This window comes from Modestobacter versicolor (assembly GCF_014195485.1).
Classification (GTDB): Bacteria; Actinomycetota; Actinomycetes; order Mycobacteriales; family Geodermatophilaceae; genus Modestobacter; species Modestobacter versicolor.
Genome location: NZ_JACIBU010000001.1, coordinates 214642 through 229998 on the forward strand (window position 1 = coordinate 214642; position 15357 = coordinate 229998).

Genomic DNA, 15357 nt, shown 5'->3' on the forward strand with positions numbered 1-15357 from the left:
CGGGTGAGCGCACCCGACGTCCATGCCCCCGTGCCGCCCGGTGAGCCCGACCCCGCGCTGGAGACCTGGTTCGACCGGCTCTCGGCCGCGGTGGCCGAGGAGCTGCCGGCCGCCGTCGAGCTCCGCCACCGGCTGCACGCCGACCCGCGGCTGTCCGGCGAGGAGCAGGACACCGCGGACGCCGTGGTGGCCGCCCTCGGCCTGGGGGAGGGGCGCCCGGTGGCCGGCACCGGCCGGCTGGTCCGGGTCGTCGACGGGCCCGGCCGCTGCGTCGCGCTGCGCGCCGAGCTGGACGGGCTCGCCGTCGACGAGGCGACCGGCGTGCCCTGGACGTCGACCACGGGGGTGATGCACGCCTGCGGGCACGACGCGCACCTGGCCGGCCTGGTCGCCGTCGCCCGCGCGGTGGCCCGGGTGGGCGGGCCGGCGCCGCTGGTCCTGCTGCTGCAGCCGCGCGAGGAGCGCTCGCCGTCCGGGGCCGCCGACGTGGTCGCCTCCGGCGTGCTCACCGAGGAGCGGGTCGACTCCGTCGTCGCCGCGCACGTGCAGCCGCAGCTGGCCGCCGGCGTCGTCAACGCGACGCCGGGCCCGGTCAACGCCGCCACCGACGAGTTCACCGTCACCGTCACCGGCCACGGCGGGCACGGCGGCTACCCGCACACCACGCTGGACCCGGTGCTCGCGCTGGCCGCGATCGTGGTCAACCTGCAGCAGCTGGTCAGCCGCCGGGTCGACCCGACCGTCGGGGCGGTGCTGGCGGTCACCCAGCTCGACGCCGGGGCGTCGTTCAACGTCGTGCCGGACACCGCCCGCGCCCGCGGCGGCCTGCGGGTGATGCGCGAGGAGGACCGGGAGCTGCTGCTGCAGGCGCTCACCGACGTCGCCGAGCACACCGCGACCGCCTACGGCTGCACCGCGACGGTGCACAGCGAGAGCAACGAGCCGGTGCTCGCCAACGACCCGGAGATCGCCCGGGCCACCGTGCCCTGGCTGGCGCGCGGCGGGGTCACCGTGGACGACGGCTGGCGGTCCTTCGGCGCCGACGACTTCTCTCACTTCTGCACCGGCCACCGGGGGCTGATGCTCTTCCTCGGCGTCGACGGGGGACCGGAGACCGCCGACGGCCGGCGGCCCGGGCTGCACTCGCCGCGGTTCCTGCCCGGCGACGAGGTCGTCGGCGAGGTGGCCGCCGCGCTGCTCGCGGGCTACCTGGCCGGCGCCGGGCTGCTGGGGCCGGTCGAGGCACCCGCCGGCTGACCGGCGAGTGGCGGACGCGACCTCCGCTCCGGGCCGTCGGGGCGGTGATCGGTGCCGCCGGGACCTAGCCTGACGAGGTGCCGGCCCACTCCCACAGCCACGGACCCGAGACCGGAGCGGCCCTCCCGGCGGACCCCGCGGTCACCGCCCGGCGGCGTCGCGCCGTCCGGCTGATGCTCGTCGTCCTCGTGCCGATCGGGCTCGCCACCCTGGTCGGGCTCGGGCTGCTGTGGCCCGGCGGGGAGAAGACGGCGGCCCAGCAGGCCGCCGAGTCGTTCCTGCCGCCGGGCACGACCTACCCGGAGGCGACCATCGCGACGCTGGAGACCTTCCAGTGCGCCGAGGCCACCGGCAACGCGCCGGCGCAGACCTGCGGCACCGCGGTGATGGTCATCGCCGACGGCGAGAGCGCGGGGGACTACGTGCAGGTCGAGGTGCCGCCGGAGGTCATCGCCGAGGGCGTGCGGGTCGGCGACGAGCTGGTGCTCAACCGGGACCCCGGCGTGGACACCGGCCAGGCGACCTACGCCTTCCAGGACTTCCCCCGCAGCACCCCGATCATCGTCCTGGCGCTCGCCTTCACGCTGGTGGTCGGCGCGGTCGCCCGGCTGCGCGGGCTGCTGGCCCTGCTCGGGTTGGGCTTCGCCTTCGTCGTCCTGCTGCAGTTCATGCTCCCGGCGCTGCTGGAGGGCTCCTCGCCGATCTGGGTCAGCCTGGTGGGCTCCTCGGCGATCATGTTCGTCGTCCTCTACCTGGCCCACGGCTTCTCGGCCCGGACGACGACGGCGCTGCTGGGCACCCTGTTCGGGCTCGCGCTCAGCGCGCTGCTGGGCTCGCTCGCGGTGGCCGCGGCCAAGCTGACCGGGTTCGCCAGCGAGGACACCGTCCAGCTGCTGCAGTTCGACCCCACCCTGGACTTCTCCGGGCTGGTGCTCGCCGCCACCGTCGTCGCCGGGCTGGGCATCCTCAACGACGTCACGATCACCCAGTCCTCGGCGGTGTGGCAGCTGCACGAGGCCGCGCCGACCGCCGGCTGGCGGGAGCTGTTCGGCCGCGGCATGTCCATCGGCCGCGACCACATCGCCTCGACGATCTACACGATCGTCTTCGCCTACGCCGGCGCCGCGCTCCCGCTGCTGCTGCTCTTCGACCTCTACGAGCGCCCGTTCTGGACCGTGCTGACCGGCAGCGTGATCGGCGAGGAGGTGGTCCGCACCCTGGTCGGCGGGATCGCGCTGGTGCTCGCGGTGCCGGTGACCACGCTGATCGGTGCCCTGGTCGCCACCGTCTCGACGGTGACCACCGCGGCCGCCGAGCCCGCGGCCGAGCGCACCGAGGAGGAGCTCGCGGCCGAGCGCCGCCGGGAGCGCCTGCGGGCGGCGCGCGAGGAGCAGGCCGCCGGCCCGCGGGTCGACCCGCCGCGGCCCCGGGACCCGCGGTGAACCTGCTCGAGGCCGCGGCCGCCGCCCCCGGGTTCATGCCCCCGGACGAGGGCCGCGCGCTGTACGAGGCGGCCCGCGCGGTCGCCGTCCCGGGCCCGCTGCTGGAGGTGGGCAGCTGGATGGGCAAGTCGGCGCTGTACCTGGCCGCCGCCGCCCGGGAGACCGGCCGCCAGGTGGTCACCGTCGACCACCACCGCGGCTCCGAGGAGCACCAGCCCGGCTGGGAGTACCACGACCCGTCGCTGGTCGACCCGCTCGTCGGCCGGATCGACACCCTGCCCGCCTTCCGCCGCACCATCGCCGCCGCCGGCGCGGAGGACGTCGTCGTCGCCGTGGTCACCCGCTCGGAGGTGCTCGCCCCGCTCTGGTCGACCCCGCTGGCGCTGCTGTTCCTCGACGGCAGCCACACCGAGGAGTCCGCCCGGCGCGACCAGGACGCGTGGGTCGCCAAGCTCGCCGTCGGCGGCACGCTGGCCGTCCACGACGTCTTCCCCGACCCCGCCGACGGCGGGCAGGCGCCGTTCGGCGTCTACACCCGGGTGCTCGGGTCCGGTCAGTTCACCGAGCTCCCCGGCACCGGGTCGCTGCGCCTGCTGAGCCGCACCTCGTCCTGACCTCCGCGTGGGGGACGATGTCAGCCGTGCCCGTCCGCATCTGCCTGCTCGGCCCGGTCGCCGTGCTCGGCGAGGACGGGCAGCCGGTCGACGTCGGCGGCCCGCGCGCCCGTGCCCTGCTGGCCCGGCTGGCGGTCGAGCCCGGCCGGGTCGTCGGCCTGGACACGCTGATCGAGGCGGTCTGGGACGCCGACCCGCCGGCCGCCCCGGGCAACGCCGTCCAGGCGCTGGTGTCCAGGCTGCGCCGGGCGCTGCCCGCGGTGCCGCTGCGCGCCCAGGCGCACGGGTACCTGCTCGACCTGCCCGCCGACGCGGTCGACGCCGGCCGGTTCGAGGCGCTGGTCGCCCGCGCGCGGGAGGACCGCGACCCCGACCGCGCGCTGGCGCTGCTGCGGGAGGCGGAGCAGCTGTGGCGGGGGCCGGCGCTGGCCGACCTGCGCGACCTGGCGTTCACCGGCCCGCTGGCCGCCCGCTGGGACGAGCTGCGGCTCACCGCGGCCGAGCAGCGGCTCGGCGGCGAGCTGGAGCGCGGCCGCGCGGCAGCGGCGCTCGCCGAGCTGGAGGAGCTGGTCGCCGCGCACCCGCTGCGCGAGCCGCTCTGCCTGCTGCAGGTGCGGGCCCTGGCCCGGCTCGGCCGCTCGGCGGAGGCGCTGGCCGCCTACGAGCGCTGCCGCGACCGGCTGGCCGACGAGCTGGGCATGGACCCGTCCGCGGCGCTGCAGGCCGAGCACCTCGCCGTCCTGCGCGGTGGGGCATCGGCACCACCCCGGGATGGCGGCCCGCTGCGCACCCCGCTGACCAGCTTCCGCGGCCGCGACGGCGAGCTGGAGGCGGTCGCCGGGCTGCTCGACGGCGGGCGGCTGGTCACCCTGCTGGGCCCGGGCGGCGCGGGCAAGACCCGGCTGGCGCTGGAGGCCGCGCACCGGCGCCGGGCCGACGTGCCGGACGGCGTGTGGTGGGTCGAGCTGGCCCCGGTCGCCGACGCCCGGCTGCTGCCCGCGGCGGTGCTGTCCGCGGTTGGGCAGCGCGAGGGCACGTCGCTGGAGCGGGTGCCCACCCTGGTCGAGGCCAGCGCCCGGCTGCAGGAGACGTTCGCCGACCGGCGGGCGCTGCTGGTGCTCGACAACTGCGAGCACCTGGTCGCGGCGGTCGCCGCGTTCACCGACGACCTGCTCGGGCACTGCCCCCGGCTGCAGGTGCTCACCACCAGCCGCGAGCCGCTCGGGATCCCGGGGGAGGCGGTGCTGCCGGTCGGCCCGCTGGAGGTGCCCGCTGCCGACGACGAGGCCGCCGCCGGCTCACCGGTGGTCCAGCTGTTCGCCGACCGGGCCGCGGCGGTGCGCCCGGACTTCGCCGTCACGCCGGCGACGCTGCCGGCCGTGCTGGAGGTCTGCCGCCGGCTGGACGGCATGCCGCTGGCGCTCGAGCTCGCCGCGGCCCGGCTGCGCACCCTGGGCATCGGGCAGATCGCCGCCCGGCTGGACGACCGGTTCTCGCTGCTCACCGGGGGCAGTCGGGTGGCGCTCCCGCGGCACCAGACGCTGCGCGCGGTGGTCGAGTGGAGCTGGGAGGCCCTGGACGAGCGCGAGCAGGAGGTCGCCCGGCGGCTGTCGGTCTTCGCCGGCGGGGCCACGCTGGACACCGCCGAGCAGGTCTGCGGCGACCCGGGCTGGGGCACCGGAGCGGTGCTGGACGCGATCACCGGGCTGGTCGAGAAGTCGATGCTGCTCGCGGTCGCCGAGGACGGCCAGGACGGCGGTGTCCGGTACCGGATGCTGGAGACGATCCGCGCCTACGCCGGCGAGCAGCTCACCGCGGCGGGGGAGCGCAGCCGGGTCGAGGCCGCCCAGACCGCGTGGTGCCTGCAGCTGGTCGACGAGCTGGACCCGCAGCTGCGCGGCACCGGCCAGCTGGCCGCGCTGCAGCGGATGCACGCCGAGCACGACGGGCTGCTGGCGGTGCTGCAGCGCTGCGTGGCCGCCGGGGACGGGGAGGCCGCCGTCCACCTGGGCGCCCGGCTCAGCTGGTACTGGCTGCTCACCGGCCGGCAGGTGGCCGCGGGCCGCTGGCTGACCGAGGTGATCAGCGTGCCCGGCGGGTCACCGGCGCTGCGCGCGATGTGCGAGGCGTTCAGCGCCATGGGCCGGGCGGAGGGCGGTGACTGGCAGTCGGCGGTGCCGGCGCTGCGGGCGATCGGCGACCTGCCGCCCGAGCGCACCTACCGGTCGACCGAGCCGCTGGGGGCGCTGGCCTGGGCGATCGCGATGGTGTTCTCCGGCGACTTCCGCTCGCTCGAGGCGCTCCTGCTGCTCGAGGGCCACCCGGACCGGTGGGTGGTGGCCGCGGCGCGGGCCATCCGGGCGCAGCTCGCGGAGAACCTCGGCGAGCTGCACGGCATGGCCGAGGACCTGCGGGAGGCGCACGCCGAGTTCGTGCGGCTCGGCGACCGCTGGGGCCGCTCCTTCACCGCGGCCGCGCTCGGCGGGCTGAGCTCGGTCGACGGCGACGCGGCGGGCGCGATCGGGTGGCTCACGGAGGCCGTCGAGCTGTCCGAGGAGCTCGGCACCACCGACGACACCCCGATGATGCGGATCCGGCTGGCGATGGCGTACGCGCTCGCCGGTGACCTCGTGCGGGCGGATGCCGAGGTGGCGCAGGTGCTCGCCGAGCTGAGCCGCGACGGGGGTCTGCACCTGGCCGGCGCCGAGGCCGCGGCCGGCGCGTTCGCCCTGCTGGCCGGCCGGCTGGACGACGCCGAGCGGTGGCACCGCCTGGCGCTGGAGCACGTGCGGGCCACCAGCGGTGGGCCGCCGCAGATCGAGGCGATGGTGCTCGCCGGCACGACCGGGGTGCTGGCCGCCCGCGCCGAACGGGAGCCCGCGGCGGCATCCGATCTGATCACCGAGGCGTACCGGCTCCTGGAGCCGGCGCTGCGGCTGGCCGTGGAGGGGGCTGGTGACATGCCGGTCGCGGCGAACGTGGTGCTGGCCCGGGCCGCGGTCGTCGGGGTCGACGGTGACCACGAGCAGGCCGCCCGCCTGCTGGGCATGGCGACCGCGGTCCGCGGCCGGCGCGACCTCGGCGACCTGGGGGCGCGGGTCACCGAGCAGCGGCTGCGCGCCGCGCTGGGCGACCCGGAGTTCGACCGGCTGCGGGCCGCCGGTGAGGCCGTCCCCCGCGACGAGGTGCTCGCCGGGCTGGGGGTCGACCCCACCGGCGGCTGGCGCCCGGTGCCGGTGCCGGCCGACGGGGGTCAGACCCGGCGCCGGTAGGCCCGCATCGCCAGCGGCACGAAGACCACCAGCAGGACCGCGCCCCAGCCCGCCGTCCAGGCCAGCGGCTCGGCCACCGGCCCCCCGAGCAGCAGTCCCCGGACCGTGTCGATCAGGTGGGTCACCGGGTTGTTGCGGGTGAAGCCCTGCAGCCAGCCGGGCAGGGTGTCGACCGCGACCAGCGCCGAGCTGCCGAAGGTGAGCGGGAACATCGCCAGGAAGCCGATGCCCTGCACCGCGCCGGCCGAGCGGACCGTGAGCCCGATCCAGACGAACACCCAGGACAGGCACATGGCGAAGGCGATGGCCACGACCACGGCCAGCAGCAGGGCGGGGAGGCCCTCCGTCGTCCGGAAGCCGAGCGCCGTGACGAAGGCCAGCAGCACGACGATCGCCGTCAGGTAGCGGACGACGTCGGCGACCACCGCGCCGACCAGCGGGGCCGATCGGGCGATCGGCAGGCTGCGGAACCGGTCGAACACGCCCTTGGTGATGTCGTTGTTCAGCGCGACCCCGATGCCGCCGGTGGCGAACATCAGCGTCTGCGCCAGGATGCCGGGCACCAGGTAGGTCAGGTAGTCGCGCCAGTCGCCGGCGATCGCGCCGCCGAAGACGAACACGAACAGCACCGTGAAGATGATCGGCTGCAGGCTGACGTCCATCAGCGCCTCGGGCTGGTGGCGGATCTTCACCACGTTGCGCCAGGCGAGCGTGAGCGACTGCTGCACCGCGGAGCTGCCAGTGGCCCGGGCGGCCGGGCGCGGTGCGGTGGTCGGGGGTGCGGCGGTGGCGGTGGTCATGCCAGGGCCTCCTGTCGGGTGTCGGTGGGGGTCTCGTCCTCGGCGCCGTGGCCGGTGAGGGCGAAGAAGACGTCGTCCAGGCTGGGCAGCCGGACGGCGAGCTCGGAGACGGCGATGCCCTGGGTGGTGAGCCGGTCCAGGACGGCGCCGAGCAGCGCCTCGCTGGGCACGGGCACCGAGGAGGTGCCGCGGGAGTCGGTGGTGGGCACCGCGCCGCTGACCTGCTCCAGCACCTCGAGCACGCGGGGGGAGTCGGCGCGGTCGCGGGGGCGGACGGTGAGCGTCTGCGCGCCGGTGCGCGCCTTGAGCTCGTCGCTGGTGCCGCGGGCCACCACCCTGCCGGAGTCGAAGACGACGATGTCGTCGGCGAGCTCGTCGGCCTCCTCCAGGTACTGGGTGGTGAGCAGCACGGTGGTGCCGTCGTCGACCAGGCCGCGGACGGTGTCCCACACCCCGTTGCGGCTGCGCGGGTCCAGCCCGGTGGTCGGCTCGTCGAGGAAGAGCACCCGCGGGCGGTTGACCAGGCTGGCCGCGAGGTCCAGCCGGCGCCGCATGCCACCGGAGTAGGTCTTCGCCGAGCGGCCGCCGGCGTCGGTGAGGCTGAACTGGGCGAGCAGCTCGGTGGCCCGGGCGTGCGCCTCGGGCCGGGAGAGCCCGAGCAGCCGGCCGATCATCACCAGGTTCTGCCGGCCGGTGAGGTCCTCGTCGACCGAGGCGTACTGGCCGGTCAGGCCGATCAGCTCGCGCACCCGGTCGGGCTCGGTGGCGACGTCGTGGCCGCAGATCCGGGCGCTGCCGGAGTCGGCGCGGAGCAGGGTGGCCAGCACCCGGACCGCGGTCGTCTTGCCGGCGCCGTTGGGGCCGAGGACGCCGAGGACCGTGCCGGCCGGGGCGGACAGGTCGACCCCGGCCAGCGCGCGGGTGTCGCCGTAGCTGAGCTCGAGGCCGGTGGCCTCGATCGTGTTCTCCATCGGTCCTCCTGGACGTCGGTGTGTGCACCGCAGAGGGTCGGCGGCGGCGCTGACGCGGCACCGACGGCGCACTGACGCCCGCTGACACGCGCTGACGGGGCACGATGGGCCGGTGACGGCAGCACAGGACCTGGCCCGGACCCGGGCGGAGACCCTCGCGCAGATCGCGGCGCTCACCGCGGAGTTCGACGAGGTCGTGGCGGCATCGGCGTCGTCCAACGCCGACGACGAGCACGACCCGGAGGGGGCGACGATCGCCTTCGAGCGGCAGCAGGTCGCCGCGCTGCTGGACCAGGCGCGGCAGCGGCTGGTCGACGTCGACGACGCGCTGGCCCGCGCGGCGGCGGGCGACTACGGCCGGTGTGCGGAGTGCGGCCGGGAGATCGCCGCCGAACGGCTCGCCGCCCGGCCGCAGGCCCGCACCTGCATCGACTGCGCGCGCTGATGCCGCCGCAGGTCGAGCCGTACGAGACCGGGATGCTCGACGTCGGCGACGGGCACTCGCTGTACTGGGAGGTCCTCGGCAACCCCGACGGAAAGCCGGCGGTGATGCTGCACGGCGGCCCCGGGGCCGGTGGCACCCCGGGCATGCGGCGGGCGTTCGACCCGGCGCACTGGCGGATCGTGATCTTCGACCAGCGCAACAGCGGGCGGAGCACCCCCTACGCCGGTGACCCGGAGGTCGACCTGTCGGCCAACACGACCCCGCACCTGGTCGCCGACGTCGAGCGGCTGCGCGAGCACCTGGGCATCGACCGCTGGCTGGTGTGGGGCGGGTCGTGGGGCGTGACGCTGGGGCTGGCCTACGCGCAGGCGCACCCGGAGCGGGTGACCGAGCTGGTGCTGGTCGCGATCACCTCCGGCGACCGGCGGGAGACCGACTGGATCACCCGGGACATGGGCCGGGTGTTCCCGCGCGAGTGGGAGCGGTTCCGGGACGGCGTGCCCGCGGCCGAGCCGGACGGCGACCTGGCCGCCGCCTACAGCCGGCTGCTGCACGACCCGGACCCCGCCGTCCGCGCGAAGGCCGCGCAGGACTGGTGCGACTGGGAGGACGTGCACATCTCCCTCGCCCCGGACGCCGCACCGCGGTTGTCGCTACGGCCGCCGGAGTTCCAGCTCTGCTTCGCCCGGGTGGTCACCCACTACTGGGCCCACGGCTGCTTCCTGGCGCCGGGCCAGCTGCTCCGGGATGCCGGCCGGCTGGCCGGCATCCCGGGGGTGATGGTGCACGGCCGCTACGACGTCAGCGGCCCGCTGGAGACCGCGTGGCAGCTGCACCGGGCGTGGCCGGGCAGCGAGCTGGTCGTCATCGGCGACGCCGGGCACTCGAGCGCGAGCATGGGCCCGGCCATCGGCGCGGCGATCGAGCGGTTCGCCGGCCGCTGACCGGTCGCGTCCAGATGCGGCCCGCTGCGGTGTCCGGCGCTCCGGTCACCGCACTGAGCCGTATCTCGACGAGCCCCCGCCGACCGCCGCAGGCTCAGCTGACGTAGCGGCGGGCGTTCGAGTTCTTCTGCGCGTCCTCGAGCGCGGCGAACCGGGCCTCGGCGTGCGGCGGGAGCACCCGGCGCTCGCGCAGCACCCACGGCATCCCGCGGACGGCGGCGAGCAGCCCGCGCGCGGTGACCCGGTCGCGCGGGACGGTGCGCAGCAGGTGCACGGTGCGCCGGAGCGCCGGCCGGACCGGGCGGCGCAGCCACGTCGTCCAGAGGGTGTTGCGGATGCCGTCGGCCCGGCGTTTGTGCGGGTCGCGGGCGGTGCTGGCCTGGTGGTGGATCGTCAGGCTGGGCAGGTAGCAGAGCTCCCACCCGCGGGCGGCGAGGTCGCCGGCCATCAGCTCCTCCTCACCGCCCAGCCACAGCCGGTCGTTGAAGCCGCCGACCTCGTCGAAGGCGTCGCGGCGCAGCACGCTCGCCCCGGCCAGGAAGCTGCCCAGCGCTGGGCCGGGGAGCCAGTCGGCGCCGACGACGGGTGAGTCGCGCAGCTCGGCGACGATCGGGTCCTCGACCCCGCCGGGCTCGACCAGGATCCGCGCGGTGAGGACGGCGAGCCGGGGGTGGGCGTCCAGCGCGTCCGCGGCGGTGCGCAGCGAGCCCGGGTCCCACCAGGTGTCGTCGTCGCAGAAGGCGACGTAGGGGGTGTCCAGCCGGGCGACGCCGAGGTTGCGGCCGACCGCGCCCAGGTTGGTGGGGCTGGCGATCAGCTCGACCCAGGGGTGCTGCTCGCGGACGGCGGCCGCGGTGCCGTCGGTGGAGCCGTTGTCGACCACCACGACGTGCGGCTGCTCGGGGAGCTGGCGCAGCCGGGAGAGCGCCAGCAGCAGCTCGTCCCGGCGCTGGTGGGTGATCACGACGACCGCGACCCGGGGGTCGGGCCCGGAGCCGGTGGTGACCGGTTCGGCCAGCTCGCTGGTCACCGGGACAGCTCCCGGACGCCGGCCATCACCGGGCGGGGCAGCACCCGGCGGCGGCGCAGGGCGGCGGGCACCCGGGGGACGGCGCCGACCAGCCCGCGCCAGCCGGGACGACCGGCCCCGGCGGCCCGGACCAGCTGGCCGAGCAGGTCGCGCAGCGGGTAGCGCATCAGCGCGGTGAGCACCCGGCTGCGCCAGATCCCGGCCTGGCGGACCGTGTTCGGGTCGCGGCTCGTCGACGGGTGGTGGTGGACGGTGACCTCATCGACGTAGGCCAGCCCCCAGCCGGCGGCGGCGAGGTCGAGGGCCAGCCGCTCCTCCTCGCCGGGGAAGCGGACGACCGGGTCGAAGCCGCCGACGGCGGTGAAGGCCTCAGTTCGCACCAGGGCGGCGCAGGCGACGAAGCCGAGCAGCGAGGGGCCGGGCAGGTCGGGATCGGTGCCGAGCGGGCTGGCGGCCATCTCGGTGCAGACCGGGTCGAGCTCCTCCTCGGTGCCGACCAGGATCCGGGCGGCGAGCAGGCCCAGCCGCGGGTGCGCGCGCATGATCTCCGCGGCGCGGGCCAGGTCGCCAGGCGCCCACCAGGAGTCGTCGTCGGTGAAGGCCACGAAGGGGGTGCCGGCCCGGGCGGTGCCCAGGGTGCGGGCGACGGCGCCGGCGTTGCGGTCCAGCGGGACGACGGTGACGTCGGGGTGGGCGGCGCGGACCGCCTCGACCGTGCCGTCGGTGGAGGCGTTGTCGACAAGGACGACGGGGGCCTCGTGCCGGGGCAGGCTGGCGAGCAGGTCGGCGCGGCGGTTGCGACTGGCGACCACGCAGGTCACCGCCGGGCGCGGTGGGTGGAGCTCAGTGATCACCCCTGCAGCCTGCCCCATCCGTGCTCCAGTCAACCCAGGAGCTGCCGCACACCCCAGCTGTTCACCGGCCGGCGCCGGGTTCGGCGACCGGGGCGGCCGGCCGGTCGAGCGCCGCTGGGTCGGCGAACAGCGCGGCGGCCGGGCCGGTGCCGGCGATCGCGTCGGCGGCCAGCACCACGGCGGCCGCCGTCCAGGTGGTGCGCTCGACCGGCCAGCGGGCGTCGTCGGCGTAGACCAGGCCGGTCCAGTAGGAGCCGTCGTCGGCGCGCAGGTGCTGCATGGACGCCAGCTGCTCGGTGGCGTCGTCGACCCGGCCGACGGCGGCGAGGGCCAGGGCGAGCTCGCAGGTCTCCGCCCCGGTCACCCACGGCCGGTCGGCGACGCAGCGCACGCCCAGCCCGGGGACGACGAAGGTGTCCCAGCCCGCCGCGAGCCGCTCGGTGGCCGCCGGGCCGGTGACCGCGCCGGCCAGCACCGGGTAGTACCAGTCCATCGAGTACCGCGACCGGTCGGCGAACGCGGCGGGGTCCTCGCGCAGGGTGCGGCCGAGGTCGGCGGCGGCGAGGTCCCAGTCCGGCTGCTCGTGGCCGACCAGCCCGGCGAGGGCGATGCCGGCCCGCAGCGCCTGGTACAGGCTCGCGTTGCCGGTGAGCAGCGCGGTGTCGTCGGGGGTGCCGTCGGGGCGCAGCGCCCAGCTGATCGCGCCGCTGGGCAGCTGCATGGCCGTCACCAGGTCCAGCGCGCGGCGCACGGCCGGCCAGAGCCGGTCGACCAGCTGCTCGTCGCCGGTGCACAGCCAGGAGTGCCAGACCCCGACGGCGAGGTAGCCGGCGTGGTTGCTCTCCACGGCCGGGGCGGTGACCGCGCCGTCGCGGTACTCCGCGGCCCACGAGCCGTCGGGGCGCTGCCGGCCGGCCAGCCAGGTGTAGGCGGCGCGGGCCCGATCGTGCCGGCCGCCGACGTCGAGGGCCATCGCGGCCTCGACGGAGTCCCAGGCGTCCAGCTGCCCGCCGCGGAACCAGGGCAGGGCTCCGTCGGCGGCCTGCTCGGCGGCGATCGCGGCGACGGTCTGGTTCAGCTGGTCGGCGCTGAGCACCCCCGGCACCTCGGGCAGCGCCGGGACGAGCTCAGGCACTCGCCAGGGCCTGGCCGGGGTCGGCCGGCTGCGCCGCCGTGGCCGCCGTGGCCGCCGTGGCCGCCGTGGCCGCCGTGGCCGCCGTGGCCGCCGTGGCCGCCGTGGCCGCTTGCGCCGCCGGGGTCGCCGGCTTGTCGGCGTAGATGACGAAGCTCTTGCCGAGCAACGGGTCGAGCAGCCGCTCCGCGGTGCGGGTCAGCCACGGCCGCCGGGTGAGGTCCCAGACGAGCAGCCGGTGGTAGGCGCGCACGGCAGCGGTGTCCCGGTCGACCCCCACGGCGCACTTGAGCCACCAGTACGGCGCGTGCAGGGCGTGCGCGTGGTGGGTGTCGGTGGGCTGCAGCCCGACGGTCGCGAGCCGCTCCCACAGCTGGTCGCCGCGGTAGATGCGGATGTGCCCGCCCTCGTTCGCGTGGTACGCGTCGGACAGCGCCCAGCAGATCCGCTCCGGGCCGTACCGGGGCACGGTCACCGCCACCCGGCCGCCGGGGCGGAGCACCCGGGCGATCTCGGCGAACGCGGCCCGGTCGTCGGGGATGTGCTCCAGGACCTCCGACGCGATGACCCGGTCGACGCTGGCGTCGGGCACCGGCAGCGCGCGCAGGTCGCCGCGGGCCACGGCGGCCGAGGCGCCCGCGGGTGCCTCGCCGGCTGCCGCGATGGCGCCGAGCCACTCTTGGGTGGTGGCCACCTCGTGCTGACCCCAGTCGACGGCGAGCACCGAGGCGCCGCGGCGGTAGGCCTCGAAGGCGTGCCGGCCCTCGCCGCAGCCCAGGTCCAGGACCCGCATGCCGGCCCGGACGTCGAGCAGGTCGTAGTCGACGGTCAGCACGCGGCGCTCCCGGTGGCCCGGCCCGTGCCAGGTCCGGTGCCGCCGTTCGCTTCGCCGGTGCTGCCGGTGCTGCCGGTCGCCGCCCGGCGGTCGAGGACCTCCGCGTACCACTCGGCGGTGCGCTCGGCCGTGCGCCGCCAGGTGTAGGCGCCCAGCACCCGGGCCCGGCCGGCCCGGCCCAGCTGCTCCTGCAGGGAGGGGTGGTCCAGCACCAGCTGCAGGGCCTCGGCCAACCGGCCGACGTCGCCGGCCGGCACCTGCACCCCGGCGTGCGAGCCGACGACCTCCGGCAGGGCACCGGCGTCGGTCGTCACCAGCGGGGTGCCGCACGCCATGGCCTCGACGGCGGGCAGCGAGAAGCCCTCGTAGAGCGAGGGGATCGCGACCACGGTGGCGGTCTGCAGCAGCCGCACCAGCTCGTCGGTGGGCACCGGGCCGGTGAAGCGGACGGCGTCGCCGAGCCCCAGCCGGTCCAGCGCCGTGGCCGCCGGCCCGCCCGGGCGGGCGGTGCCGACGACGGTCAGCCGGACGTCGCGCTCGGTGCGCAGCTTCGCCACCGCCTCCAGCAGGTGCACCAGCCCCTTGAGCGGCACGTCGGCGCTGGTGGTGACCACGATGGAGGCCGGCTCCCGCACGGCGTCGTCCGCCGGGGGCCGGAAGACGTCCGGGTCGATGCCCACCGGGATGACCTGCACCGCGGAGCCGGGCACGCCCATGTGCCGGGCGATGTCGCGGCGGGAGCTCTCCGAGACGGTGGTGATCCCGTCCAGCCGCTGCGCGACCCGGGCCTGCATGGCGGTGAAGGCGTACCAGCGGCGCAGCGTCAGCCGCTTGCGCAGGCCGGCGGCCGCGGCCAGCTCCAGGTCGCGGTCGATGGCGATCGGGTGGTGCACCGTCGCGACGGTCGGCAGCCCGCGGCGGCGCAGCTGCAGCAGGCCGTAGCCCAGCGACTGGTTGTCGTGGACCAGGTCGAACTCGCCGGTGCGCCGGCCGAGCAGCCGGGCCGCCCGCAGGGTGAAGGTCAGCGGCTCGGGGAACCCGGCGGTGCACATGGTCGCCCACTCTGCGACGTCGACCAGGCTCCGGAACTCGCTGGGACGCGGCGTCCGGAACGGGTCGGGCTCCCGGTAGAGGTCCAGGCTGGGCACCCGCGTCAGCGGGACGCCCTCGTCGAGCTCGGGGTAGGGCTGGCCGCTCAGCACCTCGACCCGGTGCCCCAGCTCGCGCAGCTCGCGGGACAGCGCCCGGACGTAGACGCCCTGGCCACCGCCGTGGGGCTTGCTCCGGTAGGACAGCAGTGCCACCCGCAGCGACCGTCCCATGCCCGGACTCTAACCAGCCGCGCCCGCCGCTCCCGGAGCCCTCCCGGACGCCCCGGCCGCCGCGCCGGGCCGCCGGGGACCGCGCTCGCCGGCGGCCGACCGGGCCTGGCAGGGTGCGGGCATGCTGCGTCACGTCGTGCTCTTCACCTGGACCGAGGACACCGACCACGAGACCCGGGAGGCCACGCTCGCCGCGCTGCGCCGGCTGCCCGAGGAGGTCGGCGGGATGACCGCCCTCGCCGTCGGCCCGGACGCAGGCCTGGTTGAGGGCAACGCGCACACCGCGCTGGTGGCCGACTTCCCCGACGTCGAGGCCTTCCGTGCCTACGCCGGCGACGCCCGGCACCTGGAGGTCATCGCCGAGCACGTCAAGCCGCACCTGGCCGGCCGGACCGCGGTCCAGTACGAGGTCTGAGCGGTGGTCCGCTGGCCTGACGCC

Annotated in this window: 14 protein-coding genes; 7 read left to right on the plus strand and 7 right to left on the minus strand. The window is 76.7% G+C overall.

Annotated features, from left to right (window positions below; all coding sequences use genetic code 11):
• The first annotated feature begins 3 nt into the window (after positions 1-3).
• The 4 genes from FHX36_RS00995 (at position 4) to FHX36_RS01010 (ending at position 6585) form a co-directional block, all read left to right on the plus strand.
• On the plus strand, positions 4-1257 hold the full coding sequence (locus tag FHX36_RS00995; RefSeq protein WP_343056543.1) for a M20 metallopeptidase family protein: 1254 nt from the start codon (positions 4-6) through the stop codon (positions 1255-1257).
• 77 nt (positions 1258-1334) lie between these two features.
• A complete protein-coding gene (locus FHX36_RS01000; RefSeq protein ID WP_183513432.1) occupies positions 1335-2699 on the plus strand; it encodes a YibE/F family protein in 1365 nt (454 codons plus the stop codon).
• Positions 2696-3313 carry a class I SAM-dependent methyltransferase gene (locus FHX36_RS01005; protein ID WP_343056544.1) on the plus strand — a complete coding sequence of 206 codons (618 nt, stop codon included), beginning with the start codon at positions 2696-2698 and terminating at the stop codon, positions 3311-3313. The genes FHX36_RS01000 and FHX36_RS01005 overlap by 4 nt, the downstream gene beginning before the upstream one ends.
• Positions 3314-3339: 26 nt before the next feature.
• Positions 3340-6585: a BTAD domain-containing putative transcriptional regulator gene (locus FHX36_RS01010; RefSeq protein ID WP_183513434.1), complete on the plus strand. Its 3246-nt coding sequence runs from the start codon at positions 3340-3342 to the stop codon at positions 6583-6585.
• On the opposite strand, the gene FHX36_RS01015 is transcribed toward FHX36_RS01010, so the two are convergent.
• Positions 6567-7385, minus strand: a complete 819-nt coding sequence (locus FHX36_RS01015) for an ABC transporter permease (protein ID WP_110553333.1) — start codon at positions 7383-7385, stop codon at positions 6567-6569. The genes FHX36_RS01010 and FHX36_RS01015 overlap by 19 nt on opposite strands.
• Positions 7382-8356, minus strand: a complete 975-nt coding sequence (locus tag FHX36_RS01020; RefSeq protein ID WP_110553334.1) for an ATP-binding cassette domain-containing protein — start codon at positions 8354-8356, stop codon at positions 7382-7384. Before FHX36_RS01020 ends, FHX36_RS01015 begins: the two co-directional genes overlap by 4 nt.
• 112 nt (positions 8357-8468) lie before the next feature.
• On the opposite strand from FHX36_RS01020, the gene FHX36_RS01025 reads away from it, so the two are divergent.
• Together FHX36_RS01025 and pip are read left to right on the plus strand one after the other, a co-directional pair.
• Positions 8469-8801 (plus strand): TraR/DksA family transcriptional regulator, encoded by a 333-nt coding sequence (locus FHX36_RS01025; RefSeq protein ID WP_110553335.1) that lies wholly within the window; start codon positions 8469-8471, stop codon positions 8799-8801.
• Entirely contained in the window at positions 8801-9745 is a 945-nt protein-coding gene (pip, locus tag FHX36_RS01030; RefSeq protein WP_110553336.1) for a prolyl aminopeptidase, read from the plus strand. The genes FHX36_RS01025 and pip overlap by 1 nt, the downstream gene beginning before the upstream one ends.
• Positions 9746-9839: 94 nt before the next feature.
• On the opposite strand, the gene FHX36_RS01035 is transcribed toward pip, so the two are convergent.
• The 5 genes from FHX36_RS01035 to FHX36_RS01055 all read right to left on the minus strand — a co-directional run bounded on the left by FHX36_RS01035 (position 9840) and on the right by FHX36_RS01055 (position 14918).
• Entirely contained in the window at positions 9840-10775 is a 936-nt protein-coding gene (locus FHX36_RS01035) for a glycosyltransferase family 2 protein (RefSeq protein ID WP_110553337.1), read from the minus strand.
• Complete coding sequence (locus FHX36_RS01040) at positions 10772-11629, minus strand: glycosyltransferase family 2 protein (RefSeq protein WP_258372922.1); 858 nt, start codon at positions 11627-11629, stop codon at positions 10772-10774. The genes FHX36_RS01035 and FHX36_RS01040 overlap by 4 nt, the downstream gene beginning before the upstream one ends.
• A 61-nt stretch (positions 11630-11690) precedes the next feature.
• Positions 11691-12764, minus strand: a complete 1074-nt coding sequence (locus tag FHX36_RS01045; RefSeq protein WP_183513435.1) for a glucosidase family protein — start codon at positions 12762-12764, stop codon at positions 11691-11693.
• Positions 12757-13596 (minus strand): methyltransferase domain-containing protein, encoded by an 840-nt coding sequence (locus tag FHX36_RS01050; protein WP_183513436.1) that lies wholly within the window; start codon positions 13594-13596, stop codon positions 12757-12759. Before FHX36_RS01050 ends, FHX36_RS01045 begins: the two co-directional genes overlap by 8 nt.
• On the minus strand, positions 13590-14918 hold the full coding sequence (locus FHX36_RS01055) for a glycosyltransferase family 4 protein (protein WP_246405376.1): 1329 nt from the start codon (positions 14916-14918) through the stop codon (positions 13590-13592). Before FHX36_RS01055 ends, FHX36_RS01050 begins: the two co-directional genes overlap by 7 nt.
• Before the next feature lie 121 nt (positions 14919-15039).
• Here FHX36_RS01055 and FHX36_RS01060 point away from each other — a divergent pair, with 121 nt between their 5' ends.
• Positions 15040-15333 (plus strand): Dabb family protein, encoded by a 294-nt coding sequence (locus FHX36_RS01060; RefSeq protein ID WP_110552088.1) that lies wholly within the window; start codon positions 15040-15042, stop codon positions 15331-15333.
• The last annotated feature ends 24 nt before the right edge of the window (positions 15334-15357 follow it).

Coding starts and splice junctions, on each gene's coding strand:
- FHX36_RS01015 (WP_110553333.1), bottom strand. CDS start 7,385: ATGACCACCGCCACCGCCGCACCCCCGACCACCGCACCGCGCCCGGCC.
- FHX36_RS01020 (WP_110553334.1), bottom strand. CDS start 8,356: ATGGAGAACACGATCGAGGCCACCGGCCTCGAGCTCAGCTACGGCGAC.
- pip (WP_110553336.1), top strand. CDS start 8,801: ATGCCGCCGCAGGTCGAGCCGTACGAGACCGGGATGCTCGACGTCGGC.
- FHX36_RS01055 (WP_246405376.1), bottom strand. CDS start 14,918: ATGGGACGGTCGCTGCGGGTGGCACTGCTGTCCTACCGGAGCAAGCCC.
- FHX36_RS01060 (WP_110552088.1), top strand. CDS start 15,040: ATGCTGCGTCACGTCGTGCTCTTCACCTGGACCGAGGACACCGACCAC.